This is a genomic window from Leptotrichia hongkongensis (assembly GCF_041538065.1).
Taxonomy (GTDB): Bacteria; Fusobacteriota; Fusobacteriia; order Fusobacteriales; family Leptotrichiaceae; genus Leptotrichia; species Leptotrichia hongkongensis.
In genome coordinates this window covers 143,026-169,696 of the sequence record NZ_JBGORW010000006.1, presented here as the reverse complement: position 1 = coordinate 169,696, position 26,671 = coordinate 143,026, and the positions used below count along the sequence as shown (strand labels likewise).

Sequence of the window (26,671 nt, the reverse complement as noted above, 5' to 3'; positions counted from 1 at the left end):
TTCAGGAGTAGTAGCAACTATTACTAAATAGTTTTCTGTAAGGAACTTTCTTAAAGATAAAAATAATTATTTAAATTTTCCATAATTTATTTAAAAATTAAAATAGTTATAAGTAAAATATAATCAAATAGCACTTGGTAAATAAAAAGTTTTTTATAAATTTATCATAGTGCTATTGTTTTTTTTGAGATTATAGGGTATACTTAACATAGAATTAATTATATGATGAAATTTTGAAAATAATTATAAAATTTCATATTAATAACTTATATATCTTACAATCAAAATTTTTTTATTACAAAAGTATGACTTTAAATTTAAAAAGTATAATTATATCAATTTTTTTGTTTACTAAAATTCAAGTTTTTATCTTTAGTTTTTGTAAATAAATACAATTTTATATTTATTTTAAAGTGCTTTTATAGTATATAAATAACTTTTTAAAAATTGATTTTAGTTTTTTTATTAAATGTTGTTTTACTTTACAAATGCACTTTTTTAAAAAAAACTTTACAAATTCATATTATTATGCTAAAATTAACTGTGAATTGTTAAGATATATATTTGTTAAAATTATTTTTAGGAGGAAAAACAATGAAAAAAGTATTAGGAGTATTAGCATTAGTATTAAGCGTATCTAGTCTAGCTTTAGCTGACCAAGATACAGTAAAAGAAATCCATTTCTCTACAGAATTGAGACAAGGGTATACAGACAAAAAAACAAATACAGGAAATGGATTAGGAATCGCAGGATTCAAAGGAGCAAATAAAGAAAGAACTAGATGGAGAAATATCTTTGGTGGAGATTTACATTTAGTAGATGAAGGAGACTTAGGATTAAAATTTGAATTCCAAAATGATCAAGATAGATACAAAAATGATTTTGATTATGAAACTAAAACAGGTACAAAAGGAACTTATGACAAATCTCAAACTTGGGAAAATAATATTGAATTATATAGAGATATTACATTAGGTTCTTGGACTAATAAATGGACTTTAGGATGGAAAAATAAAAATACAAGTGGTACTGGTAGATACTCAGGACACAGAGGAACATCAAATGAAATTTATGTAGGACCATCATTTGGAATTAACTTCTTCGGACATAACTTTGATGCAACAACTCAATTAGTTTACTTCGATCAATCAGGAAACAAAAGTGCAGATAACGCATGGAGCGGAAATGATTTCACAAAAGGAAAAGTATCTGGATGGGGAATCAACTTTGCTTTAGAAAATAACGGACAAATTTTTGATAATGGAATCGGAACTTTAAACTATAACGTTGGTTTAACTAATAAATTAAGAGATGCAAAAGGTAAATTAGCTGAAACAGGAAAAGATGCAAAATCTACTGTTTATTTAGACTATGTTGCAGGGTTAACATATAAAACTCCTGATTTAGCAGGATTCTATGGATTAATCAATGCTGAAAATGAATGGGAAAGACAAACTGCTAGACATGGATTCCAAAACAACTTCTCAGTATGGACTGGATTAGGATACAAAAAAGGTATTGATTTGCCAGTAGGAACATTGACTGTAAACCCTGAAGTTAAATACAGAGTTGTTAACAAAGAAACTGTTAAAGGTGTTTATAACGATGGACGTTACTTCAACAACGACAAATATACAAGAGAATATAATGAATTAAGAGCTGGATTAAAAGTTGGTTTAGAAGTTAAATAATCACTAATAATTCATATAAAAATAACTTAAAAGGAGCTGGATGTAAATCCAGCTTTTTGAGTTTAATATAAATATGATGCTATACAAAATTCTATTTAAAAGTATAAATTAAACTTTATAGTATTTATCTAATTTTATAAAAAGCAGTTTTAATTGTTTTTTTTTATTTAAATAATGAATAATGTCATATATAATTTTCATTTTTAAAAGAGAGAGTAGTATAAATTGTGTAAAAGATAATTTAGATATACTCGAACCCATTTAAAATTGAACTGATAGAAATTATATAATTTAGGGTTTGAGTAGAATAGTCATAATTTTTGAGTTCTTTTTTAAACTAGTTTTACTATATTTATTCGATTTTGCAAAAAGCAGTTTAATTGATTTTTATTATTTAAATGATAAATAGTGTCATATATAATTTTCATTTTTAAAAGAGAGAGAGTAGTATAAAATTGTGTAAAAGATAATTTAGATATACTATTAAAAAGATAGATAAAAAAAAACAAATTGAGTATTATAGGATGTGCAAAGTAAAGTTTAAGTATAATTCCTTACAACAAATTAAAAACTAAGGAGTTACAATAAATATCATAAGGATTGTAATGTATAATTATATCTGACCAATAGAAAAAGTGAAAACTTTTTTCTTCAAAACTCCTTTTTAAATATGCTATCACAAGGGTAGCATATTTTTTTATACTATTATTTTTATCAAGCTAAATAATATGGTGTTTTGAGATAATTTTTTTAAAATTGTTAAAATTGCTATAATTTTACTATATCTTTTTAAAAGTTTGGAAAAATAACCATTTACCTTATGCGTTGGTTACCTGTTGGTTACCTTTTTTGATATATCCAAAGTATGATTTTTAGACTTTTAAATAATATTTTTATACTACATCCTTTAAAAAATCTATTTTGTTAATGGATTTTTTTAATTCCTGTTCATCTACTTTAATATAATAATCATTTGTTGTGTTTATATTTTCGTGTCCTAATATATCTGTTATTTGAACTTCATTTAATTGATATTTACTCATAAAAGTTGCCAATGTTTTTCTGCAATCGTTAGTTTCGTGTTTTCTATTTCTAATATTTTAAGTGTTTCATTAAATTTCTAACGAAAATAATTTGTTCTTAACAGCTTATTCTTGTTATTTTTTTTATACCTAATTTTTAGCAAAAAAAAATCGCACTTTAAGTACGATAAATTTATAGTAATATTAGATAAATATCAACAACTTATGATTAATTCTTTGAAATAATCATGAATTAGTTTAATATCAATGTCTTTATATAAAAATGGCGCACCTGACAGGAGTTGAACCCATAACCTTCTGATCCGTAGTCAGACGCTCTATCCAATTGAGCTACAGATGCATTATTAATAAATTTACTAAAAAAAAATGGCGGAGAAGGAGGGATTTGAACCCTCGATCCAAGTTTTAGCTCGGATACTCCCTTAGCAGGGGAGCGCATTCGGCCTCTCTGCCACTTCTCCAAAAGTATAAATTTTAAATGGCGGGTGAACTGGGATTCGAACCCAGACATCTTGCGATTTCGCCGGTTTTCAAGACCGGTCCCTTAGCCGTTCGGACATCCACCCATACGTTACTCAGTTAGTATATCATATATTTCAATAATTTGTCAACTACTTTTTTCGTATTTTGGCTTTTGTTGAAGTAAGGATTTTAGTGTGAAATTACAATATTTGATTTATTTGCATTTAGTGATAATATTTCTTTAATGTTTTGTAAAAATTAAATAGTAATAAAACTATTTATCAATATTTTTTCTAAATTCATCTTTTTTATCAAGCAGTATAATATCTTCACCCATTTTTTGCCTTAATTTAATATTTTCTCGACCCCAGAAGCACATGGCATATAAAATATTTGAAAATGATTGTCCATATTCTGTGAGTTTGTATTCTACCTTTGGAGGCATTTCTTCATACACATGTTTTTCTATAATTCCATCTTTTTCCAGCTCTTTCAATTTTTCAATAAGAACTTTTTGAGAAATACCAGGGATTAATCTTTGTAATTCGCCTGTCCTTTTTGTTCCAAAGGTAAGAATATATGTAATCAATGCTTTCCATTTCCCACCAAATATTTCAAGCGTTGCTTCTATTCCTAAAATGTATTGTTTCATAGTTAATCTCCTATTATAAATATTGTTATGAAGACATTATTGCATAAATTTTCAGTTAAGTCCAGTAGTTACGTTTAGGTAAGTATATGCTTACGTTTTTGTGTGTATTTACAAATTTAAATTAGGATTATATAATATAACAAAATTAATGAAAGGAAATATTTATAATTATGAAAACTTTAGTAATTTTAGCACATCCAAATATTAACGAATCAAAAGCAAATAAGAGGTGGAAGGAAGAGCTGTTAAAATATCCGCAAGAAATAGAAGTTCATGAATTGTATAAAGAATATCCAGATTGGAATATAGATGTAAAAAGAGAGCAGGAATTATTGATTAAATATGAACATATTATTTTTCAATTTCCTTTGTACTGGTTTAACTGTCCACCTTTGTTAAAAAAATGGCTGGATGAAGTATTCGAGTATAACTGGGCTTATGGATCGAATGGGGACAAGCTGAAGAATAAAAAGATTGGATTAGCTGTTACAACTGGAGGGAAGAGAGAATATTACAAGCATGGTGGGAAAAATAAATTTTCTCTTGATGAAATACTTATTCCATTTGAAGAAACTATAAATTATGCTCAAGGAATTTATTTGTCATATTTTAGTGTTTATGGAGTTTCTCCGCACATAAACGAATTAAATGATAATGAACTTGGAAAAAACGCAAAGGAATATATTGAATATATCCGTAGGACAAGAGAAGAGGGGGATAAATAATGTTTATTGCTAATTTAAAGTATAAAAAATCAATGGAAGAAGTAAATAAGGTTTTAGAAGCTCATTTAGAATATCTTGACAAATATTTTGAAAAAGAAAAATTTATATGTACAGGGAAGAAAAGTTTTCCTGAATTAGGAGGAGTAATCTTGTTTAATTCTAACAATTTGGAAGAAGCAAAAAAAATATTGTATGAAGATCCATTTTATGTTGAAGAAATAGCAGATTATGAAATAATCGAATTTAAACCAGTTAAGTTTGGTAAAAATACTTCACTAGAAAATTTATTTCATTAATATACATTAAAAAGAGCTGCTTCAAATTATATCTGAGGACAGCTCTTTATAAAATCGAAAATATCTAATAAATTAATTTATTATTCCTTGTATAAAAAAATTCAAATGAATTCTTTATTTATGATTTTGGTATTCTGCTTTTTATTTGCTCCTATCACATTTTCTTTGTATATGCATATCAACAAAAACTATTTTTTATGTCAATAATACAATATTATAAATTATAAAAAATGTACTAAAAATCAATATCCATTAATTTTGTTTTATAAATTTCTTATAAAATACTTGCAAATCAAAAAAAATGTGGTACACTTATAGTATGGGATTATTCACTTTTGTTAAAAATAATAAAGATATTGTAATCTTATAAAGTGAAAACTTAAAAATAAATTTTATTTAAAAGGAGGCTCAAGATGGTAGGAATTATCGTTGCAAGTCATGGTGAATTTGCAGCTGGTATAAAGCAGTCAGCTTCAATGATTCTAGGTGAAGCAGAATTATTGGAATCAGTTGTGTTTATGCCCAGTGAAGGACCAGATGACTTATATAAAAAAATTCAAGATGCCATTACGAAATTAGGAACTGAAGAAGTTCTATTTTTAGTTGATTTATGGGGAGGAAGCCCATTCAACCAATCAAATCGTTTCTTTGAAGAAGCACCTGAAAAAAGAGCAATTGTAGCAGGGCTTAACTTACCAATGCTGTTAGCAGCTTTATCAGAAAGAGAAGATTTAGATACAGCTCACGAAGTAGCAAAAGCTATTGTTCCAGAAGGAAGAGATCAAGTCAAGGTTCGTCCTGAAGAATTACAGCCTAAAGAAACAGTAGCAAAAGCAGTAGCTCAAGATGACACGCCAAAAGGAGCAATTCCAGAAGGAACAGTTATCGGAGATGGGAAAATAAAATTTGTTCTGGCTCGTATTGATACACGTCTGTTACACGGACAAGTTGCAACAAGCTGGACAAAAGCAACAAATCCAAATAGAATAATCGTAGTTTCAGACACAGTTTCAAAAGATGAACTACGTAAAAAATTAATCGAACAGGCAGCGCCTCCAGGTGTACGTGCACATGTTATTCCGCTTGACAAATTAGTAGAAATTTCAAAAGATCCAAGATTTGGAAATACAAAAGCATTATTGCTATTTGAAAATCCTCAGGATGCACTTTATGTAATTGAAAAAGGTGTAGATATTAAAGAACTAAATGTAGGATCAATGGCACATAGTGTTGGAAAAGTTATGGTAAATAATGTACTTTCAATGGATCAGAATGATGTTGACACTTATAAGAAACTTAGAGATTTAGGTGTTCAATTTGATGTAAGAAAAGTTGCTGCTGATAAGAGAGCAGACTTATTTAAACTAATTTCAGAAAAACAAAACGAAGGATTAAAACTTTAATTTTAGGAGGTTATTATGGATTTTAATATTTTATCAATTATTTTAATATTAATCGTCGCATTTCTAGCAGGAATGGAAGGAATCCTTGATCAGTTCCAATTCCATCAGCCAATTATTGCGTGTTCATTAGTTGGGGTTGCTACGGGACGTATTGGTGAATGTATTATTTTAGGAGGAGCACTACAATTAATTGCTCTAGGTTGGGCTAATATAGGGGCAGCAGTTGCGCCTGATGCAGCTCTTGCCTCTGTTGCTTCGGCTATCATTTTTGTTAAAGCGGGTAATTTTACTCCTGATGGACGTAATGTTGCAATTGCAGCAGCAATTACACTAGCTACAGTTGGTTTAGTTTTAACTATGGTTGTTCGTACTTTATCAGTAGTTATTGTTCACCAGGCTGATAGAGAAGCAGAAAAAGGAAATTTCAAAGGTGTAGAATTGTGGCACATGGTAGCTCTTGCTTGTCAAGGTTTACGTATTGCGATTCCAGCAGGATTACTGTTATTCATACCTTCTGAAATTATTCAAGGAGCATTAGGGTCATTACCAGCATGGTTTACTGAAGGAATGACTATTGGTGGTGGATTCGTTGTAGCTGTAGGATATGCAATGGTTATTAATTTGATGGCAAATAAAGAAGTATGGCCATTCTTCTTCTTAGGGTTTGCATTAGCACCAGTAAATCAACTTACATTAATTGCAACAGGAATTATCGGTGTGTGTGCAGCTATTATTTACTTAAATGTTACTAATAACAAAGGTAACGGTGGCGGAGATGGAGGTTCAGCTTCTTCTGGAGATCCGTTAGGTGACATTTTAAATGATTATTAATAAGGGAGGAATAAGAAATGGCAGAAAATAAAATAAAATTATCAAAATCAGATCGTCGTAGTGTAATGTTACGTTCTCAATTTCTTCAAGGTTCTTGGAACTACGAACGTATGCAAAATGGAGGTTGGGCTTATTCTTTAATCCCGGCATTGAAAAAATTATATCCAAATAAAGATGATGCTTCGGCAGCTTTAAAAAGACATATGGAATTTTTTAATACTCACCCATATATTGCTGCACCAATTTTAGGAGTAACTCTTGCTCTTGAAGAAGAAAGAGCAAATGGGGCAAAAATTGATGATGCGGCTATTCAAGGGGTAAAAGTTGGAATGATGGGACCACTTGCAGGAATCGGAGATCCAGTATTCTGGTTCACAGTACGTCCAATTTTAGGAGCAATTGCAGCATCACTTGCAACAAGTGGTTCAGTTATTGCACCGTTGTTCTTCTTCATTTTTTGGAATCTAATTCGTATAGCATTTTTATGGTATACTCAAGAATTTGGTTACCAAAAAGGTGCTGAAATTACAAAAGATTTATCAGGTGGTTTATTACAAACCATTACAAAAGGAGCATCTATTTTAGGAATGTTCGTTATGGGAATTTTGGTTCAACGTTGGACTTCAATTAATTTCCCAATGATTGTATCAAAAGTTCCTTTATCAAAGGGTGCTTATGTTGAATTTCCGAAAGAGGCTGTAAATGGTGAACAGTTACAAAAAATCTTAGGAGATCTTGCAAGTGGAGTTTCTCTTACACCAGAAAAAGTAACAACATTACAAGATAACTTAAATCAATTAGTGCCAGGATTAGCAGCTTTATTATTAACATTTTTATGTATGTGGCTTCTTAAGAAAAAAGTTAGTCCAATTTTAATTATCTTTGGACTATTTGCAGTGGGAATTTTAGGACACTTAGTTGGAATTTTCTAAAAATAAGGAATGACTACTAAAAATTCAATTTAAATAATTGGAAAATCTATTCAAAAGAGAGAAGTTGGAACTAAAAAGCCAACTTTTTTCTAATTTTATGTAATAAATTTGAATTAAAGAAATGAGGAATAAAAGTGGCTATTTCGATGAATACAAAAGTGTTATTTACAACAAAGGCAAATTCTCTATCGGGAATGTTTGGAAATAAAAATGGAAATATACTTGTAGGTGACAAAGCTTTCGAATTTTATAATAACCGTAATCCCGAAGACTATATTCAGATTCCTTGGGGAGAAATTGTGAGAGTGAGAGCACAAATCTTTTTTAAAGATAAGTATATTCGTGGTTTTTTCATAGATACTAAAAGTGCTGGATCGTATAATTTTGTTGTAAAAAATGCGGGAAAAACACTAAAGACAATGCGTGATTTTCTTGGAAATGAAAAAATTGTAAGAAATAAACCTGTATTGTCGCTGAAAAAAGTGTTTGAATGGTTTAAGAAGAAATAAAAATGACAGATTTGAAAATAAAAATGGACTAACTTTATATGATAGTCCAATTTTTTTATTTTATAAATATAGTAAAACTAGTTTAAAACAGAACTCAAAAATTATGACTATTTTACTCAAACCCTAAATTATATAATTTCTAGCAGTTTAATTTTAAATAGGTTCGAGTATATTATCAAATTTTGTTTCTGACTTTTTAAAAAGTATTAATATTCATATTTTTTATCATAACCTCTAGGTGTAACCATTTTTCCTTTTTTAACAAATGTATTTGAATTTCCGATTAATACAATTGTAAGCATATTTATTTCAGAATCAAGCATTTTTTCAAGTGTTGTGATTTCATGCTCTTCAGTTTCACGTCCTGCATTTCTTACGATTGCAACTGGCGTGTCTTTTGATTTGTGTTTTAGCATAATTTGCTGTGCTTCAACAATTTGTGTTGTTCTTCCTTTACTTTTTGGATTGTATAAGCTTACGATGAAATCACCTTGTGCAGCTAATTCTAGACGTTTTTTTATTAGTTCCCAGTCTGTTAGAAGGTTGCTTAGGCTGATTGTTACATAATCGTGCATAATTGGAGCTCCTACGATTGCGGCTGCAGCATTTGTTGCTGTAACTCCTGCGATTACTTCGATTTCCACATCGTCATTTTCTCCAATTACTTCATACATTATTCCAGCCATACCGTATACTCCAGCATCTCCACTGCTAATCAAAGCAACATTTTTACCAGATTTTGCAAGTTCCAAAACTTCAATACATCTGTCAACTTCCTTCATCATACTTGAACTTTTTATTTCAGTATTTGGGAAATATTCTTCAATTAAGTCAGTATAAGTTTTATAACCTACAATAATATCACTTTTTTCCATTGCTTCATAAGCCTTAAAAGTCATATCTGCCTTTTTTCCTGGCCCAATTCCTACTACATAAATTTTTCCATTTTTGTTCATTTTTTTAAATCCTCCTAAATTTTATTATCTAATTAATTAAAAAATTAATTTACAATTTTATTATATATTTCCAATGATTCAAGATTTCTTATTTTTTCCTAAAAAAATAAGTTCACAATTTAATCCAATACATCCAAATGTCCAATTGAAAATTTTTTTCTATCTATTCTTGTATTCTTGTTTCGATATAGTCAAATTTTTTTAATTAACAATTTGTTTTATTTGTTTATCATATGAAAGTGATTCAAATTTTTTTCTTTTATCTTCTAAATGAATATCGCTTTTAATAGTTTCATCTTTTTCAGAATTTTCCATAATTCTTTTAAACATTTCAGTATCTTGAAGTTTTTTTGTCAATTTTTCAAGTTTTGTAATTTCTTTTTCTGACATTTCTCCAAAAAATCCTTTTAAAGCCATTGCCATCTGAATTGTCATAACAGTCATCATTTCCTTATTTTTATTATATTCCGCCACTTCCTTAGAAATCTTTTTATTCGCAATTTTATTTATAAAATCATTGACCATTCCTTCTGTATCCCCTGCTATTACTTTTAAAGTACCACCAGCCAAAAAAAAGATCAATTGCTCAGAATATGCTTCTTCATCAGAAATTCTGTATTTTTCTCTCAAATCTTTATTATTGAGTATTTTATCAATTTCATCCATTTTTTGCGTTATTTCGTTTATTTTTGGCTTAACCATTTTCAAATTATTATCTTCATTTATATTTTTTGATTCTTTTGACAGATACTCAAAAAAATCTATTACTTTCAAATAATACTGATTATTGCTAATACTTTTAACTTTTTCAAAATATTTATTTTTTTCATTTTTTTCTTTTGAACTGATCCAAAAATTCTTTCCCAAAAAGAAATTTTTTCTATCTTCTGAAATATCCGTTTTCAAATATTCTGAAATATACTTCTCTTTTTTAGAATCATTTTCTGTTCTAGTCAAAAAATAGAATTCTATCAATCTTTCTAAAGCAACATAATTTCTTTTATCCTTCAAATAAATTTTTTCCCATTTGTCCCTATCTTCTGTTGATACTTCTCCATCTTCGTTTTTCGTTGTAAATCCCTCTCCTGTTTCTTTATCCAATTTCACAGTTTCATCAATAATTTCCTTTTTCACCCCAACTTTTGACAAATCCTGCTGGATTTTTTCTTTCATTGTTAAGGCGGTTAAATTTAGATTTATTAAAAAAAGGACTATGATTAGAGATATTTTTTTCATATTATTTTCCTTTCTTAAATTTTTTAATCTATTTTTATTTAAAATATTTTTGTGATTTTTTTATTTCCACAGATACTTATCAATTTTTTTACTAATTTTATGCAAAAACATCAAATTTAAAATCATCAGAAATCCAATTATTATAACACATAAAATAAAAATAACAAAATTAATTTCTTTATTTAAAATAACATTCCAGATTATTAAAATTCCTAAAGGGAAAATTATAAAAGATGTCCGACTTCCTGGGGAAAACTTTCTATATCTAAGCGCATCATATATATGAGGTACTAAATGTGCAATATATACAATAAATAATGACAGAACTATTTCATACATCCTAAACTCGCTTGCTATAAAAAGTAATGTTGATAAAATTATAAATTCTTCAGCAATCATTAATGAAGTTGTTTCTGTAGACGGATAACTTTCCTTTTTCTTCACAAATAATTCATTTTTCATATTTTTTAAAACTTTATTTTTTTCTATAAATTTTTTTATAAAGATTATTTCTTCAAATTCGTGTATCATAAATAGTACTATTGTTATAAATGACAATTTGTATATTTCCATTCTTACATTTGCTCCTCAAAAATTGAAATTGTAACTCCTTCCAACTTCACTTTTTTCACCAAAAAACTTCCTTTTCTACTTGAAGCTAGATAGGCACAAGGTTCAGAAACACCGTATACTCCGATTTGATTTTTTACAAATTCTGAACGTTCTTCAACTAAATCTTCCACTTTCAAAATTTCTTCCTTATCAAAGAATTTAATTGGAATTTCAAGTTCTTCCATTGCCTCAATAAGCCCAATTTCATCAGATTTTACCCAGGCAGATGCTGCCATTTTTATAGCGGAAAGCTCTAAATTTTGTTTATCCATCACATATTTTAATTTTTCTATAATATGTTCCTTGCTAATTCCTCTCCTGCAACCAATTCCGATAAAAATATTCTGTGGTATAACCTTTGAAATTTCAATATTTTTTCTATTTGATACAATTATTGCTCCAGCACTATTTTCATTGTGAGATACAATGTTTTTTGGTAAATGCAGGCTAACTTTTTCTCCGTTCACAATTAGCGAAGTAACTCTTTTAGCTCCTTCCAAATCTTCCAATTTTGCCTTTATTTTTTGTGAAAATGTGTCTACAGCTATTTTTCCACCTACATCTGAAGCAGTTGTAATTACAGGGATAGCACCGATTCCTTGTGCGATTTTCTCACATTCTTCATTTGCCCCTCCTAGATGTCCTGAAAGTAGTGAAATAACAAAATTGGCATGGTCATCAACAGTAATTACCGCAGGATCGGTATCCTTACTTTTAAATTTTCCATCAATTATTCTCACAACAGCTCCAGTTGCTGCAACAAATATATGTAAATCATATTTATTAAATGTTTTTTCAAGCAAAATCGGCACTCTTTCATTTATAATAAATAGATTTTCAATATTTTCATTTTCAAGATTTAATAAATTAGCAACTCTTCCTGAAACATAAATATGCAAATTTTTATACACATTTTCTTTTATTTTTAAACAAGTTTTATAACCAGTTTTACTTACACAGTAAATTGCTGTTCTCATTTTTTCTCCTTTTCATATCTGATTTTTTATACTTATTTTTCCAGTTTTTCAAATATTCTATAAAGTTTACTTTTTTCTAATTTTTTTGAAAATTCTGCACTTTCTTTTTCATCATCTGACACTAATATTACCATTATTCTCAAATACATATTTTCGAATATTATATTGTATTTTATTGAATCTTCTGTCATTTTTTCATTATTTGCAACATTTTTTAAATAATAATCAGTTGCTTCTTTTATAGTTTTTATTTTAAATTCTCCATCCTGCTTCAAATCTTTTTGCATTATCTCATTAATTTTAGAAAAATTTAATAACAAATCAAAAGAGTAAACTAACTCATCTACAACACCAAATTCTCTTTTGTTTTCTTCTGATTGAAAGAAATCTTTAACTATTTTCATTTTTTCAACTTGTTTTTTAGATATTTCTTGAATTTCTTTCATCTTTTTTTCATTAGTTGCAGTATCTACGATAAGTTGGCTAAAATTTTGGCTGTCTCTCAATATATCAATATCCATTATCACTATTTCAATTAAATTATAAACAGCAGGCTTTTCCTTGTATTTTTCTTTAATTTTGTCAAAATATTCTTGAGCCTTTTTCTTTTCTCCTATTTGGTAATAATACAGTCCTGTTGAACTCCATTTATCAAAATCAGTAATTCCTTTATCTTTTAAGTTTTCTTCATTTATTTTTTGTGCCTTTAAATTATTCTTATTTCCACCTTTTTTCAAATACATTAATGATAGATACTGCTTAATCATAATATTATTTTTATCTTTTTTCAGCAACGTTTCTGCTCTGTCAATCAAACTGTCAATTTCATCTTGCTGTGGAATAATAGACATTTCACCTCTTGAATCTAACAAAAAGTCCGCTGTTTCATCAATTACACTTTGCTTCACTCCTCTTTTTGAAAGTGTTTCCTGAACATTTTCCCTCAAAGTATATGCATTCAAGCCAAAATTTATTGTAAAAAAAACTGTAATTGCGTAAATTATTTTTTTCATAACCAATTTTCCTTCCTATTTTTATAAATTTTCTAAAAAATTTTCTACACTTCCATCCTAAACACATTAATTACCGCTGTTTCATAAGGATGAGATTCTTTTACTAAATAATACGCCAGTTCTTCAAAATCTCTTTTTACTCTGAATCGCATTATTTTTTCATTGGCTACACTTGATTTTCCAATTTCTCCATCGAAAGGACTCCCGCCTTCCAGCGTTTTCCAATGCCCAACCGCATCAGCTGTAGAATATACATCTGCATAAAACCCCTCTGTCAAAAGTGAATATTTTTTCAAGTTTTCCACAATTTTTTCCACATAATTTTCTGGAACAAAAACTTCAAAACAACTATATTGTTCTTTAAATTCCAGTTTTGAACTAATAACATTATCATTTTCATAATTTAGAGTTAAATAGAAGAATGGAGAATTTTCAAATAATAATTTCAAAAATATTTTATCACCTTCCCACAATTTCAAATCTAAAATTTCATCTTTTGGAATCCATTTCAAATCGCCTTCATTACACTCCTTTTCTATACCCGAAAAATTAGAGCTTGTGTAAACATACATAAACAAGGGGTCATCTTCATTATAATTAAAAATTACAATTCCACGATATTCATAACTATTTAGCGTGTATCCTGTTTCTTCCCAGACTTCACGTATTAAGCATTGTTCAGGCGTTTCACCCTTTTCCAGTTTCCCGCCAACGCCAATCCATTTTCCTTTATTTATATCAATTTCTTTTTTGTTTCTGTATAACATCAGATATTTATTATCTTTTTCAAGATAACATAATGTTGCAATCATATTTTTCTCCTATTTTTATAATTTATTTTCCAAATACTTTTTCAAAATCGGAATATGACTAATTTCAGGAGTCTTGCTTGCAAAAACCATTGTAACATTTTTTGAAAGCAGTTCAGATTTTATTATTTTTAAAAATTTATCAAAATCAGGATTTTTTTCTAATTCATTTAGATATCCTGCTGCAAATGTCTCAAAATCAATTTTTCCTTTATGGTAATCTTCCCTAAGCTCCTTTGTAGGTGTAATTTCCTTAGCCCAGTAATCAATTTTAGCATCTTCCTTTTTTATTCCCCTTGCCCACAGCCTATCTACAAACACTCTAAATCCATCAGTTTCTTCTGATTTTTCATAAATTCTTTTCCAGTTTAGTTTATTCATTTTTAATCTTTCCTTTTTCTGAATTTATATCTTTTAGAATTATATCACATTTTTATAAAAAATGCTTTTATTTTTGTAATGAATTCAAAATTATTTTTTAAGTATGCTGTATAACCAAATGTAATAAAAATAGAAAAAAGAACAGCTAACTGTAAGTTTTGCTGTCCTTAATTCTTTTTTAGATTTCAACTTGAACATATGTCGAATTCTTATTTGTCGAAGGCATTTATTTTTTCTTTTTCTAATTTTTCCTTCTAGTAAATAGCTCTAAATCCTATTCCACCTTTTACATTATTACCTTTAGTGTCATATCCTCCATTTACTGTTACTCCAAATCTTGTGTTGTCAATTCCGATATTTAGGTCAAATTTACCGTTTCCACTTCTATTTTCTTTTTCATTTGCAAGGTCATACCATCCAGCTGTTGTATATCTTACTCTTGCCTGATTTTTTTCCTGAAGTTTTCCGATTTCATTTTCATATGCCACTTTTAACCCTACTGTTAAATTCGTTCTTACTGCAAGTGGCTGAACATATTTAAATTCCATACCGACTTCCGGTTTTACTGAGAAATAGTCATTTCCATTTACTTCTAATCTCATTTCCCCTCTGTCTTCCTTGATGTCGTTAAATCTTCCATATTCCATTTTTAATGCTCCATATGGACGTAAATGTGTTCTTTCGCTTAGCCTTATATCGTATCCCAAGTCAGTTTTAAGAGCCGCACCATAAGAATGGTAATCAGATTTTGCCTGGAATATTTCATCTAAAACTAAATATTTACGTGTCATACTGTTAATTCCTGCAAATATATCTCCACCAATTGTCCATTGTAATGCACCATTGTGATCCAATCTTGGCGACATTGTTTTAAATATTCCTGCTTTAATCATAGATTGGTTTTCTTTTGAGTGTCCGATATCTTTAAATTTAAATCTGTTTGTTACAACTCCTGCATACCACCCGCTTGAGTTACCCATCTTAATTTGTTCATCTTCATGAACATAAGCCACACCGTAGGCATTATTAGTGTAATTAATAATTCCTGCTGTATCAGTATTATACTCGTCTTTCATACCAAATACTTTGATTTTGTTATTTTGTTTAGAAGGATTTCTCCATTCATTTTTTAAATATGAAAATTCTGTATCCAGGGAATTACTTGTATTTGAAATTCTCTGCTGTGTATTTGAATATTGATATCCTTTCATTTCATCTACAGCCTGAACAAAAATTCTAGATTCCCCTTTTCCAATTTCATTTAATTTGTTAAACAGCGTCTTTTCACGTGAGTTTAACCCTTCCACCCCATATCTTTGTTCTAATCCGTCAAGGAAATTATAGTTATTTCTGTCCCCTGATTTTGCATAGGCAGTATATGGAATTTTCGACATATAGACTTTTGCAAGCGTTCCATCTGGTTTATATGTTGCAGTTGCAATCCAGTTCAATGCTCCAGAAATATACGACATGGTCAACCCATTTTGTGCAAGCGGAGCCAAAACATCATTGAAAGGTTTTAATATATTATCTCCAACTTCAATATCTTTATTTTGAGTATATTTTGATACTTCTGAACCAAAAATTAAATTAACATTGCTTAGGTTTAAATGTTGCAGTCCTTCAATAGGTTTGGTGTAATTAACTCCTGATGTATCAACATACATTCCTAGAGAAGAGGCTTTTGTTAGGTTTACATTTGTAGTGCCATTGTTTAATTTACTCAAATCAATTAATGAAGTAGAGTTTACTGTAACGTATTGAGGTTGTGGCACTGGATTTGTTGTGTCAATGGAATCAATTAAAACAGGTATTCCATTTCTTTCAATTGTTGCAGTAGTTGCACCTGCGGGAGCAATTATGTTTATTCCTGCAATTTTCTTATCTGTTGGCACTTGTTCATCATTTCTTCTATCTGTTGCACCATTTGAAGCTGTAATACTTCCTGTTGTTATTGCACCACCTTGTGAAGGATTTGGACCTGTCTCTTGAATATGAGTCCCATTACCAGCAGTATAAACACCTATATTTCCAGTTCCAGCAACAATTATTCTACCATAGTTCTTGATTACCGAATTATTTAATGCTGCAACTCCTATTATTCCAGTTTTTGATGGATTAGCAGAAGTTTGAATTATACCGTAATTTATTCCTACTGCATTCTGATCCAGGTACATTCCTGTTGTACCTTTTCCGTCTAGATTAATTGTACCGTAGTTTATTGCTTTTGATCCGTTTCCTACAGCATACATTCCGATTCCGTATTCATTATTTACATTTATTGTTCCATAGTTTTCAATATTTCCTGTCTGTTCAAGTGTTTTTGTATTTTCGTTGTAATATCCAGCGGCCATACCAATACTGTAAAATTTATTTTCTCTGTCAGATGTACCTACATCTATTGTTGCATAATTTTTAGCAGTTCCATTTTCTATGCTGTAAATTCCGACGTTTCCTACCCCTGAAGTCAAGTTCATATTTGCCGAAGCATCATTTACAACGTTTCCTGCTGCATACAATCCGTAGTTGTTACTTCCTGTTGTAGTTATTGCAGTTTTATTTGTAATAGTTCCTAAAGTATCTGCTGAGTAAACATATACAGCTTGATTTCCCAATGTTACATTTGCAGTATTACTTGTAAATGTCGTAGGCGCAAGTCCTGTAGTTCCACCATTTGCCTGTATTCTTTCAGGAGTTCCTCCGCTTCTTAGTACAAATCCGTATGAACCGTCACCAATTGTAATTTTACTTGCATTATTTGTTACATTGATAGCACCATTGCCAGATGTAAATACTCCGACAGCTTCGTTAGGATTTATATTCAGCTCACCATTTACAGTTATAGAATTTCCATTTGAAAAAATTCCAACACCATTATCTCCTACATTTATTTTGGAATTTGTTCCTATAGTTATATTTTTACCATAAATTCCATAAGAATTTTTACCAATATTAAGAGTTCCGTCATTTGTAATAGAAGTTCCTGTATCATTTGTAAATATACCGATGTTTACAGGATTTGTAGTAGCAGAAGCACCTATATTTATAGTTCCTGTATTTGATAAATCTGAATTTGTGTTACCAAATATTCCGACTGCTTTTTGTCCAGTAATATTTATAATATTATTATTTTTTAATGTTGCTCCAGCTCCAGACATTCCAACAGCACCGTTTCCTGACATTGTTATAGTTCCTGTATTTGTAGCTGTTATATCTGATAATGTGGCACCAGAGTTATTTTTCATGTAAATTCCTGTCGAATCTTCTCCATCTAGATTAAGGTTTCCGCTGTTTAAAACAGACGCTTTTCCTTGTCCAATAGTACCTGTTCCAAATTCAGCTCCAACAGCTGTTCCAGAGGAATTTTCTCTGAATCCCATTCCTAAAATTCCAATAGAATTATTTCCTCCTACATTTACAGTTCCAGCATTGTTCACTTCTGAACCATTTACAGAGTAAATTCCTACCGCACCGTCATTAATAGTATTTGCTTCTTTTTCTACATTTACAATAGCAGAAGCATCTGTATTCACTTTTCCATAATTAATATAAAGTCCTATTCCACCTGAACCAGAATCAGATCTGTCAGCAGTTACCGTAGTATTTGCCTCAAGATTTATCTGAGCTTCATTATTGGAAGTCGCATTTTTACTTGAACTCATATCCAGCCCTACAACAGACGAAAGTCCTATTTTTGTCATATCTGCACCACTTAGAACAGCTTTTACATTATTTCCGGCTTTTAAGTTCGTTACAGCTCTTTGTACTAGCAAGTTTTTGGTGAATACATATGAATCATTATTTTGCTGATTATCATCAGCTGCGATGCTTTTATCAATATTGTATACATTATAAGCGGTTAAACCGTCTATTGCAGCCAATTTATAACCAGTAAATCCGTGGGAAGAATTTATTGAAAGAGCTCCAGCTCCAGACATTGCCCCTACATTAGCTTGCAATCCAGTAGTATTTAAAGTTCCACCATCTTTTACATTAACAACTGTAACATCATCAGAATAAATATGTATAGTTGAACCTGTTAAATTTACAGTTGAGGTATTTTTTTCAAATCCTGTAGCTTTTCCATATAAATTTATAGCAGCATTGTTAGATAAATCAATATTTCCGCCATTATTTGCATAAATTGCGTAACCATCACCATTATATGTTAAAGTTGCACCTTGTAAATTTAAACTTGTACCAGCACCTTCAGCTGTCACTCCAGCTGCACCATTCTGAACATTAATCTTAGCACTGGAAAGATTTACATTTGCACCATTTTCGGCATAAACAGCCAATCCTTTTTTAACAGTATCATTCACAGTTATGTTTAAATTGTTACCAGAAGTCGAAGTAACAGTCCCTCCTGATGAAAATATTCCAACAGAACCGTTATTTGCAGTAATTGAATTAGTTCCACTGATATTAACAGTTCCTGAGTTATTATAAACAGCAGAAGAAGATTCTCCTGTAATTTCTATATCGCTTCCTTGTCCAATAGTTGCAGTTCCTGTACCGTTGTTATATATTCCAGCTTTATTCTTACCAGTTCCCAAAATTTTTAACGTTCCTGTATTGGCAACATCTGCATTGTTTAATGCTGCTAATCCTACAAGATCATCAGAATTACTTGTAAGTGTTATAGTTCCAGTATTAGAAACTTTAGATTTATTTGTTCCATTACTTCCTGAAGATACCATTCCTGTAAATTTATCAAGGCTGCTTGATAAAGTTCCTTGATTTGTTACATATCCTCCATTGCTTGATTGTGCAAAGCTGTTTCCAGTTGACCCTTTAGTAGAATTTATAGTTTTATTAAGAATAATTCCATATTTATCACTACGTACAAGTGTACTTTCTTTTGCTCCGTCTCCGAAGTTTAGACTGTTTACACTTGTATCATTTAAAATCATATCTCCATTATTATTACCTGAATAATTTGAGTTTCTTAAAAATCCTACAACCTTATTTCCAGTTAATAAAAGATTTAATGCCGATATATTATTAATAGGGTTTGTATTTTTAGAAGCAGATAAATTTTTTGCAATTGAAATACCTACGTTTTCAGTTCCGCCCACTGTAATAGTACTATTTGAACCATTAACAGTTACGCTGTCGTAATATTTGTTACCATCAACAGTTAATCCACTGCCATAAACATTGTTTGTTCCATCAAAAATATTTGACATTCTAAATCCATAGTTATTTTTACCATTTATTTCTATATTTCCTAATGACACATCAGTTTGCAGTAATCCAACCTGGTAACTTCCAAAATCAATTCCGACACTATTGCTGCTGTTTGCTCCTAAAACAATTTTTCCGTTCCCGCTGCTATCTGTGTTAATAGTTTTATTTTGAATATGATCAGGATCATTAGAATATTCAACATCTATCATTATCCCTACCATATTGTTTCCGCTAGAAAGGTTAATTGTTCCTGAATTTAATAATGTTGTGTTAGAATTTGAATTATTCCATTCGTTTTGATCGTCACTAAATGTTGAATTTGGATTTTTTGCCCATAACTGATGCTCAAGTCCAACTAATACATTTGTATTATTAGTAGCAGATATTCCATTTAAATCAAGAGTTCCCTTAAATTCTGCGGTACGGTTTACAGCACCTCCAGATCCGTCACTCCATCCCCATAACCAGGTACCAGGGTGATTTGGATCTTCTATTCCATATTGTTTTCCTCCTACACCGGAAGGATTGTAACTGAAAAATATTTTTGTTGCTTCTCCATTTCCAAGATCAATAACTTTATAGTTTCCGTTTATTTTAGTATCATGATCTCTAGAATCACTTATAAATGCGTTTACTGTATCCCATTTTTGACCTTCTGTATCCCATATGTTTCCTGAAACGACTTGCCCAGCAGTTAATGTATGGTTTACTTCTGTTGTTGGAGATGAATAAACTAAAAATGGATCTGCAGGAATATTTTTAGTAACTCCGTTTATGACAACAGATTCTGTTGATCCAGGAGCAACTGTTCTTGCTACAATAGGTTTTGCATGAGCTGTAATATCTCCTGTCCATGTAGTTGTGCTTCCCATATTAATTGTAGTAGTTCCTGTTGTATTATAGGTATCATAATTCTGCATTACAACTGCATTGCTGTATCTTGGACTGACTTGTCCATTAATTGCTCCTCCATCAGTTGTTGCATTAAATCCGCTTGCACTTCCAGTAGTTCTGTTTCCTATAATAGGTCTTTGTGAAAATCCCTTTCCTTTAAACACAAGACTTGGAGGATTAAAAAACGTAGGTGCTGTAGGATTTGGTGAACCTGGCTTTGATGGAGTGCTTACCATTCTTGGTTCAAACGGTGGTAATGCTCCACTAGGTGCTTGAGGCACGAAATTAGTTTCAGTTTTGTTTACTGATTTTGGTCTTATCCCTGCACTTATACTTACTGTTACCGGATATTCAGGCACAATATTCAAATTTGTCATATTATACGAATTTTGACTTTTATTATCTGTTAAATATCTAGAAAGTCTATCAGATAAGTTTTTTTGTCTAAGATAAACTTCGTTTTCATAAATTTTATTTCCTTTTCCTTTATAAGTTCCATGCCAGTCATTGTAATAGTAGTTTATTCCATATTGCCAGCTGCTCCATGGTGATTTTGTCACATGGTCCCCTTGTTCCATTAACTGAATTAATTCTAGATTTGAATTTTTCATCAATTTATTATTTTCAGTTCTTAATCTTTTAAAATTTTGGTGTATATCCTTAATTGATGTCGAAATCGATTGCTTTTGACTCTCAATGCTAGGATCTTTAGTTGCGGAAAATAGATTTTTTGTTGAAATAATTGTTCCTGTTAATAAAAATGTAATTAATAAATTATAATTATAATGCACATTTTTGCATCTTTTTGCAAATGCACGTAAATCTTTTCCCAATTGCCTAAGATTGTTTGTCATTAAAATACTCCTTTATAAAAATTTTTTTGTTTTATACTCAAATTTGTTTAAACTATCACTTAAATAATTAGTAATGTTATTAATTATTTAAAAATTAAATTTATAAAATTGTCAAATTCCTTTGAGTTTAATTTTTTATACCATAACATTTTACTTATTTCACAAAGAAATGTCAATATTTTTTTTCTTTTTTGCTAGAATAGACTATTAGTGTAAATTCTTATTTTATTGTAAATATTTATTCTAATAACTAAAATTGTAGCAAAATTAATACATAATAATCTATGGTTAGTCTATAAAATTTTTCTGTACTTACAAAAAACTTGATACACTAACTAAAGACTGTATTTAAAAAATAAAAATTATATTTTAATTATTTGAAAATATTAGGTTTATATCCTTTATTAAAAAATTTATAATAGATTTGTTATTTAAATTGAGTATAGTATTATAGTAAAATTAGTTTAAAATAAAACTCAAAAATTATGACTATTTTACTCAAACCCTAAATTATATAATTTCTATCAGTTCAATTTTAAATAGGTTCGAGTATAAATTAAAAGAAGACCGTTTCACAAAATATTCTTGTGAGACAGTCTCTTTAAAAACATTATTTTAAAAATCATCTAGCTTTCTTTTTTTATTTTAATTTCCATGTTGTTGGAGAAAATAATATTAACATTGGAAAAATTTCCAGCCTTCCTGCAAGCATTCCAAAACTAAGAATTACTTTTGAGAAATTGTTTAATTCAGCAAAACTGAATGCAGGGCCTACTTTTCCTAATCCAGGGCCGATATTATTAAATGTGGCGGCAACAGCACTAAAAGCAGTCATAAAGTCATCTGTTGAGTAGGAAATCATTAGAAGAATTCCTCCAAAAACTAGTGAATAGACTAAAAAATATACTGCAATACTTTTTTGCATAGCTGAATTTACTGGCTTATCATCATATTTTACTGTAACTACACGATTTGGACTTATCATTTGGACAATTTCAGCAAAATAGATTTTTACCATTAATACAACTCTTGATATTTTCAGCCCTCCAGCTGTAGAGCCTGCACATGCTCCAAAAAACATTAGGATAAGCAAGATAACTTGTGAAAATAATGGCCATTTTCCAAAATCAGCTGTAGAATATCCAGTTGTTGTAATGACTGAGGAAACTGAGAAAAATACATCTCTTATACAGTTCCATATGGAGCCGTATGTCTGATATATATTGAAAACTATTAGCGTAATTGCTCCAAAAACTATTAGTAAATAATATTTTAATTCTTCATTTTTAAAGATGTCTTTTATTTTTCCGATTAAAACAAAATAATAAATATTAAAGTTTACTCCAAAGACTATCATTCCAATTCCAAGTATTATTTCAACATAAGGGTTATTGTACGGTAAAATACTTCCGTTTCTTACCCCAAAACCACCTGTTCCTGCGGTACCAAATGCAAGAAGAGAAGACTCAAATAGATTAAGTCCGCCAAACATTAATAAAATTATAAGGACGATTGTCATAACAATATAAATTTTATAAAGCATTCTGGCTGTTGTTGATAGTTTTGAAACTAATTTTCCAAATGTTGGACCAGGAACTTCAGCTTTCATTACATGAACTGATGTTGCAGAACTTGGAAAAATTGCAAGTGCTAGAACTAGAACTCCCATTCCGCCGACAAAATGGGTAAAACTTCGCCAAAATAAATTAGAATGGCTAATTTTGCTAAGATCTGGTATTATGCTAGATCCAGTTGTTGTAAAACCGCTTACAATTTCAAAAAACGCATCTATAAAAGAAGGGATTTCCTTTGTGAATACAAATGGCAATGCACCAAAAACAGACATCAAAATCCAAGACAAAGAAACTATTATGTAGCCTTCCCTACCTTGAATCCGTTCATCTTCAGGAAGCTTCATAGAGAGAAGAAAACCTATTGCTAGAAGAAGAAGTATTACAGAGCCATAAGCAATTTTATATTTTGCATTTTCATTGTATAAAAAACTTATGATTAAAGGCAATACCATTAATCCAGCTTCAAGTATAAGTATTTTTCCAGTTATAAAACCTATCATTCTTTTATTCATTTTTACTCCTTAAATTAATATACTCGATTTTTTTTATTTAAGTGAATTTGGACTTAAATTTTAGATACGAATATATTTAAATTTTACAGTTTTATTCTAAAATATCGTCAAAATCTTCGATAGAAGATGCTATTGCTACAATCATTACGCTGTCATTGTTTTTGATAGCATCATTTCCTCCCGGAAAAATCATTTTATTGTCCCGTAATATACTTACAATCAATATTCCTTTTTTTAATTTTAAATCTTTTAGCGGAACATTAACAGCAGCACTATTTTCATTGATTTCGAAAGTAATAAATTCCACCTGGTTTTCCAGCCTGTATAAAAAACTCATTGTGGATCCTCGCATATCTGTTTTTGATCTTACAACTCTTATTATCATGTCAGAAATAACTTTTTTGGGCACAACTGTTGATGTTCTAGTATTGTTTTCAAGTATAGGAAGTAGCAATGTCCTATTCATTTTTGTAATTAACTTAGAATTTGTTATGGAGTTTACAAACATTGAAATAACAACATTTTCTTCATCACTATCTGTAAGAATTACAGTTGCATCATAGTTATTTATTCCTTCCTGTACTAAGAATTCCTGATCGGCTTCATCTCCTTTTATTACAATTGCTTTTGGATAAGCTTCACTCAGTTTTTCTGCACGTGTCCTATCATTTTCTATGACTTTTACCTTGTTTTTGTTTTCAATAAGTTTTCCAATTAAATAATGAGAAATTGTACCACCGCCGATAAGCAGTGTAGATCCGATTTTTAAGTTGCTTTGTTCAATTCTATCATAAAATTTATGAACTGCTTCCATAGAACCTGCAACATAGACAATATCTCCTTCCAGGATAGTAAAATCTCCAGTTGGAATAAAGACATTTTCATCTCTTCTGACAGTGCAGATGATAACCTTGTCTTTTGTACTAAATTCAAGGTTTTTTAACTGTGTCCCATTCAGAAAACTATTTTTTTCAACTTTTATTGAAATAAAGCTGGCTTTTTGTCCAAAAAAGTTTTCTACACTTAAGGCAACTGGGAACATCAGTTTATTTGCAATACTTTTGGCAGTTTCCATTTCAGGATTTATCATAAGGGAAATTCCAAGTCCTTCCCTTACAAATTGCATATTTGAACTGTATTCAGGATTTCTTACTCTTGCTATAGTAAATTTTGAACCAATTTTTTTTGCTATTATTGAAGAGATTATATTTAGTTCATCTGATTCTGTTGCAGCAATAAAAATATCCGCACTGTCTGCACCAGCTTCAAGTAAAGTCTCGTAAGACTCTCCGTTTCCTACAAGCCCAGTTATATCGTAAGTTTCTACAAGCTTATTTAATACTTTTTCTTCTTTCTCAATTAAAATGACATCGTTACCTTCAGCTGAAAGTTCGCTGCAAAGCGATTCACCAACGACACCAGCTCCTGCTATAACTATTTTCATATTTTTTCTCTTTCTTGTTTTTTTATTTATTTTCTAAATATTTTGCAATTTCTTTTGCATAATAAGTAATAATAGCGTTTGCTCCAGCTCTTTTCATCGCATACATCTGTTCCATGACAATTTTCATTTCATCAATCCATCCATTTACAGCTGCAGCTTTTACCATTGAATATTCTCCCGAAACGCTGTAAGCTACGATTGGGATTTCAAATTTATCACTTACCTTTTTTATAACATCAAGATATGCCATTGCAGGCTTTACAATTATAATATCCGCTCCTTGACGTAAATCTTCAGCAACTTCGTCTATCGCATCTTTTGAATATTGAAAATTCATTTGGTAAGACTTTCTATCTCCAAATTGAGGAGCTGAATCTGCTGCATCTCTAAAAGGTCCATAAAATGCTGATGAATATTTTACTGAATAAGCCATTATTGGAATATTTTCAAAATTATTTTGAGCTAAAACATTGGAAATTTTTTCCACACGTCCATCCATCATGTCTGAAGGTGCTACAATATCTGCTCCAGCCTTTGCGTAGGAGAGTGCTATTTTTTCAAGAACTTCTAAAGTTTCATCATTTTTTACATAACCATTTTCATCAAGAATACCACAATGGCCATGACTTGTATATTCACAGCAGCAAATATCACAGATTACAAGAAAATTGTCATATTTTTCCTTTATAAATCGAACTGCATTCTGAATAATACCATTTTCATTGTAGGCTTCTGTTGCACAGGCATCCTTTTTTTTAGGAATTCCAAAAAGCAAAATCGAATTTATCCCCAATTTTACCAGTTCATCCAGTTCTTCGGAAAGCCTGTCAATAGAGTATCTAAAAATTCCTGGCATTGAAGGGATTTCGTTCTTGATATTTTCTCCCTCTTCAATAAAAATTGGATAAATCAAATCTTCCTTTGAGACATAAACATCTTTTACAAGATTTCTTATCACTTCATTTTTTCGTAATTTTCTATGTCTTTTAAACATTTTTGTTTCACCTTTTTTCATTTCGTTATTTAAAGTTTGAACATTTATTTTTCTATTTTGTCAAGAACTTTTTGAATTTCACTTTTCATAGCACGTGAACGTTTGCAGTTTTTACCGCTCGTAGAAATTGCAATTTGAAATTCGCTGTTTTTTACAATTCCTCCAAACATTGCGTTCATTTTAGTTTTTGAAGATGCATTGTTAATTAATATTTCTTTAGAATCACAAACTTGTGCTATATTTTCATTCAGCTGTTCATCATCTGTAGCTGAAATAACTAGAAAGAAATCTTTTACAAGTTTTTCAATTTCATCTTTATTGTTTTCGATTTTCTTGTTATCTTCTATTTTTAAATTTTTTAGTTCTAATATACTTTGCTCTTTAATGTTATCAGTAACAACAGTAACATCAGCTCCATACTCTAAAACTTTTTTGATTTTTTTTAGTGCAACTTTTCCACCTCCAATAACAAGAACTTTTTTATTTTCCAAGTTTATAAATAATGGAAACCACATATTTTAATGCTCCTTTCACTTTTTTCTGATGACAATAGGATAACATATTATAAGTAGAAAAACAAGCGATTTATAACATAATATTTTTTTCACTAAAAATATAGAAATAACGTGATTTTTTTTTACAAAAATGATAAAATATAGAAAAATTTCTAAAAATAAAAT

At 29.8% G+C, this 26,671-nt stretch carries 21 protein-coding genes and 3 tRNA genes; 7 read left to right on the top strand and 17 right to left on the bottom strand.

The genetic code is table 11. From position 1 onward, the window contains the following. Positions 1–594 precede the first annotated feature (594 nt). On the top strand, positions 595–1,692 hold the full coding sequence (locus ACEG17_RS06305) for a hypothetical protein (RefSeq protein ID WP_372583002.1): 1,098 nt from the start codon (positions 595–597) through the stop codon (positions 1,690–1,692). Between the two features lie 893 nt (positions 1,693–2,585). On the opposite strand, the gene ACEG17_RS06300 is transcribed toward ACEG17_RS06305, so the two are convergent. The 5 genes from ACEG17_RS06300 to ACEG17_RS06280 form a co-directional block, all read right to left on the bottom strand. Beyond that, positions 2,586–2,735 (bottom strand): hypothetical protein, encoded by a 150-nt coding sequence (locus ACEG17_RS06300; RefSeq protein ID WP_299575186.1) that lies wholly within the window; start codon positions 2,733–2,735, stop codon positions 2,586–2,588. Between the two features lie 263 nt (positions 2,736–2,998). Next, positions 2,999–3,075: transfer RNA gene (locus tag ACEG17_RS06295), tRNA-Arg, on the bottom strand. Positions 3,076–3,102: 27 nt separating this feature from the next. Next, positions 3,103–3,196: transfer RNA gene (locus ACEG17_RS06290), tRNA-Ser, on the bottom strand. 18 nt (positions 3,197–3,214) lie between these two features. Beyond that, positions 3,215–3,301: transfer RNA gene (locus tag ACEG17_RS06285), tRNA-Ser, on the bottom strand. A gap of 170 nt (positions 3,302–3,471) precedes the next feature. Next, on the bottom strand, positions 3,472–3,849 hold the full coding sequence (locus tag ACEG17_RS06280; RefSeq protein WP_372583001.1) for a winged helix-turn-helix transcriptional regulator: 378 nt from the start codon (positions 3,847–3,849) through the stop codon (positions 3,472–3,474). A gap of 170 nt (positions 3,850–4,019) precedes the next feature. On the opposite strand from ACEG17_RS06280, the gene ACEG17_RS06275 reads away from it, so the two are divergent. From ACEG17_RS06275 to ACEG17_RS06250, 6 genes are all read left to right on the top strand, one after another. Next, positions 4,020–4,574, top strand: coding sequence for an NAD(P)H-dependent oxidoreductase (locus ACEG17_RS06275; protein ID WP_372583000.1), 555 nt, complete (start codon positions 4,020–4,022; stop codon positions 4,572–4,574). Continuing rightward, positions 4,574–4,870, top strand: a complete 297-nt coding sequence (locus ACEG17_RS06270; protein WP_372582999.1) for a YciI family protein — start codon at positions 4,574–4,576, stop codon at positions 4,868–4,870. Before ACEG17_RS06275 ends, ACEG17_RS06270 begins: the two co-directional genes overlap by 1 nt. A 413-nt stretch (positions 4,871–5,283) precedes the next feature. Then, positions 5,284–6,273 carry a PTS sugar transporter subunit IIB gene (locus tag ACEG17_RS06265; protein ID WP_372582998.1) on the top strand — a complete coding sequence of 330 codons (990 nt, stop codon included), beginning with the start codon at positions 5,284–5,286 and terminating at the stop codon, positions 6,271–6,273. A gap of 15 nt (positions 6,274–6,288) precedes the next feature. After that, on the top strand, positions 6,289–7,104 hold the full coding sequence (locus tag ACEG17_RS06260) for a PTS mannose/fructose/sorbose transporter subunit IIC (RefSeq protein ID WP_026748537.1): 816 nt from the start codon (positions 6,289–6,291) through the stop codon (positions 7,102–7,104). A gap of 17 nt (positions 7,105–7,121) precedes the next feature. Next, positions 7,122–8,036, top strand: coding sequence for a PTS system mannose/fructose/sorbose family transporter subunit IID (locus ACEG17_RS06255; protein WP_299574735.1), 915 nt, complete (start codon positions 7,122–7,124; stop codon positions 8,034–8,036). A 134-nt stretch (positions 8,037–8,170) separates the two neighbouring features. Continuing rightward, a complete protein-coding gene (locus ACEG17_RS06250) occupies positions 8,171–8,545 on the top strand; it encodes a DUF956 family protein (protein ID WP_372582997.1) in 375 nt (124 codons plus the stop codon). 206 nt (positions 8,546–8,751) lie between these two features. Here ACEG17_RS06250 and cobJ read toward each other — a convergent pair whose 3' ends face one another. From cobJ to ACEG17_RS06190, 12 genes are all read right to left on the bottom strand, one after another. Beyond that, on the bottom strand, positions 8,752–9,501 hold the full coding sequence (gene cobJ, locus ACEG17_RS06245) for a precorrin-3B C(17)-methyltransferase (RefSeq protein WP_299570721.1): 750 nt from the start codon (positions 9,499–9,501) through the stop codon (positions 8,752–8,754). Positions 9,502–9,702: 201 nt separating this feature from the next. Then, positions 9,703–10,737 (bottom strand): hypothetical protein, encoded by a 1,035-nt coding sequence (locus ACEG17_RS06240; protein ID WP_372582996.1) that lies wholly within the window; start codon positions 10,735–10,737, stop codon positions 9,703–9,705. 60 nt (positions 10,738–10,797) lie between these two features. Beyond that, positions 10,798–11,310 (bottom strand): HXXEE domain-containing protein, encoded by a 513-nt coding sequence (locus ACEG17_RS06235; protein WP_372582995.1) that lies wholly within the window; start codon positions 11,308–11,310, stop codon positions 10,798–10,800. A gap of 2 nt (positions 11,311–11,312) precedes the next feature. Continuing rightward, positions 11,313–12,326: a cobalt-precorrin 5A hydrolase gene (cbiG, locus tag ACEG17_RS06230; RefSeq protein WP_372582994.1), complete on the bottom strand. Its 1,014-nt coding sequence runs from the start codon at positions 12,324–12,326 to the stop codon at positions 11,313–11,315. 32 nt (positions 12,327–12,358) lie between these two features. Continuing rightward, the gene (locus tag ACEG17_RS06225; protein ID WP_372582993.1) at positions 12,359–13,339 is read right to left on the bottom strand and encodes a hypothetical protein; all 981 of its coding nucleotides are present in this window, start codon (positions 13,337–13,339) and stop codon (positions 12,359–12,361) included. A gap of 44 nt (positions 13,340–13,383) precedes the next feature. Further along, positions 13,384–14,151, bottom strand: coding sequence for an NUDIX hydrolase (locus ACEG17_RS06220; protein WP_372582992.1), 768 nt, complete (start codon positions 14,149–14,151; stop codon positions 13,384–13,386). 15 nt (positions 14,152–14,166) lie between these two features. Continuing rightward, a complete protein-coding gene (locus ACEG17_RS06215) occupies positions 14,167–14,529 on the bottom strand; it encodes a DUF488 domain-containing protein (RefSeq protein ID WP_372582991.1) in 363 nt (120 codons plus the stop codon). 254 nt (positions 14,530–14,783) lie between these two features. After that, positions 14,784–21,467 carry an autotransporter-associated N-terminal domain-containing protein gene (locus ACEG17_RS06210; protein WP_372582990.1) on the bottom strand — a complete coding sequence of 2,228 codons (6,684 nt, stop codon included), beginning with the start codon at positions 21,465–21,467 and terminating at the stop codon, positions 14,784–14,786. Between the two features lie 640 nt (positions 21,468–22,107). Further along, positions 22,108–23,553 carry a TrkH family potassium uptake protein gene (locus ACEG17_RS06205; protein WP_372582989.1) on the bottom strand — a complete coding sequence of 482 codons (1,446 nt, stop codon included), beginning with the start codon at positions 23,551–23,553 and terminating at the stop codon, positions 22,108–22,110. A gap of 91 nt (positions 23,554–23,644) precedes the next feature. Next, on the bottom strand, positions 23,645–24,997 hold the full coding sequence (gene trkA, locus ACEG17_RS06200) for a Trk system potassium transporter TrkA (protein ID WP_372582988.1): 1,353 nt from the start codon (positions 24,995–24,997) through the stop codon (positions 23,645–23,647). Positions 24,998–25,019: 22 nt separating this feature from the next. Beyond that, positions 25,020–25,991, bottom strand: coding sequence for a porphobilinogen synthase (gene hemB, locus ACEG17_RS06195; protein WP_372582987.1), 972 nt, complete (start codon positions 25,989–25,991; stop codon positions 25,020–25,022). Between the two features lie 44 nt (positions 25,992–26,035). Next, positions 26,036–26,506 (bottom strand): precorrin-2 dehydrogenase/sirohydrochlorin ferrochelatase family protein, encoded by a 471-nt coding sequence (locus ACEG17_RS06190; protein WP_021744757.1) that lies wholly within the window; start codon positions 26,504–26,506, stop codon positions 26,036–26,038. Between the last annotated feature and the right edge of the window lie 165 nt (positions 26,507–26,671).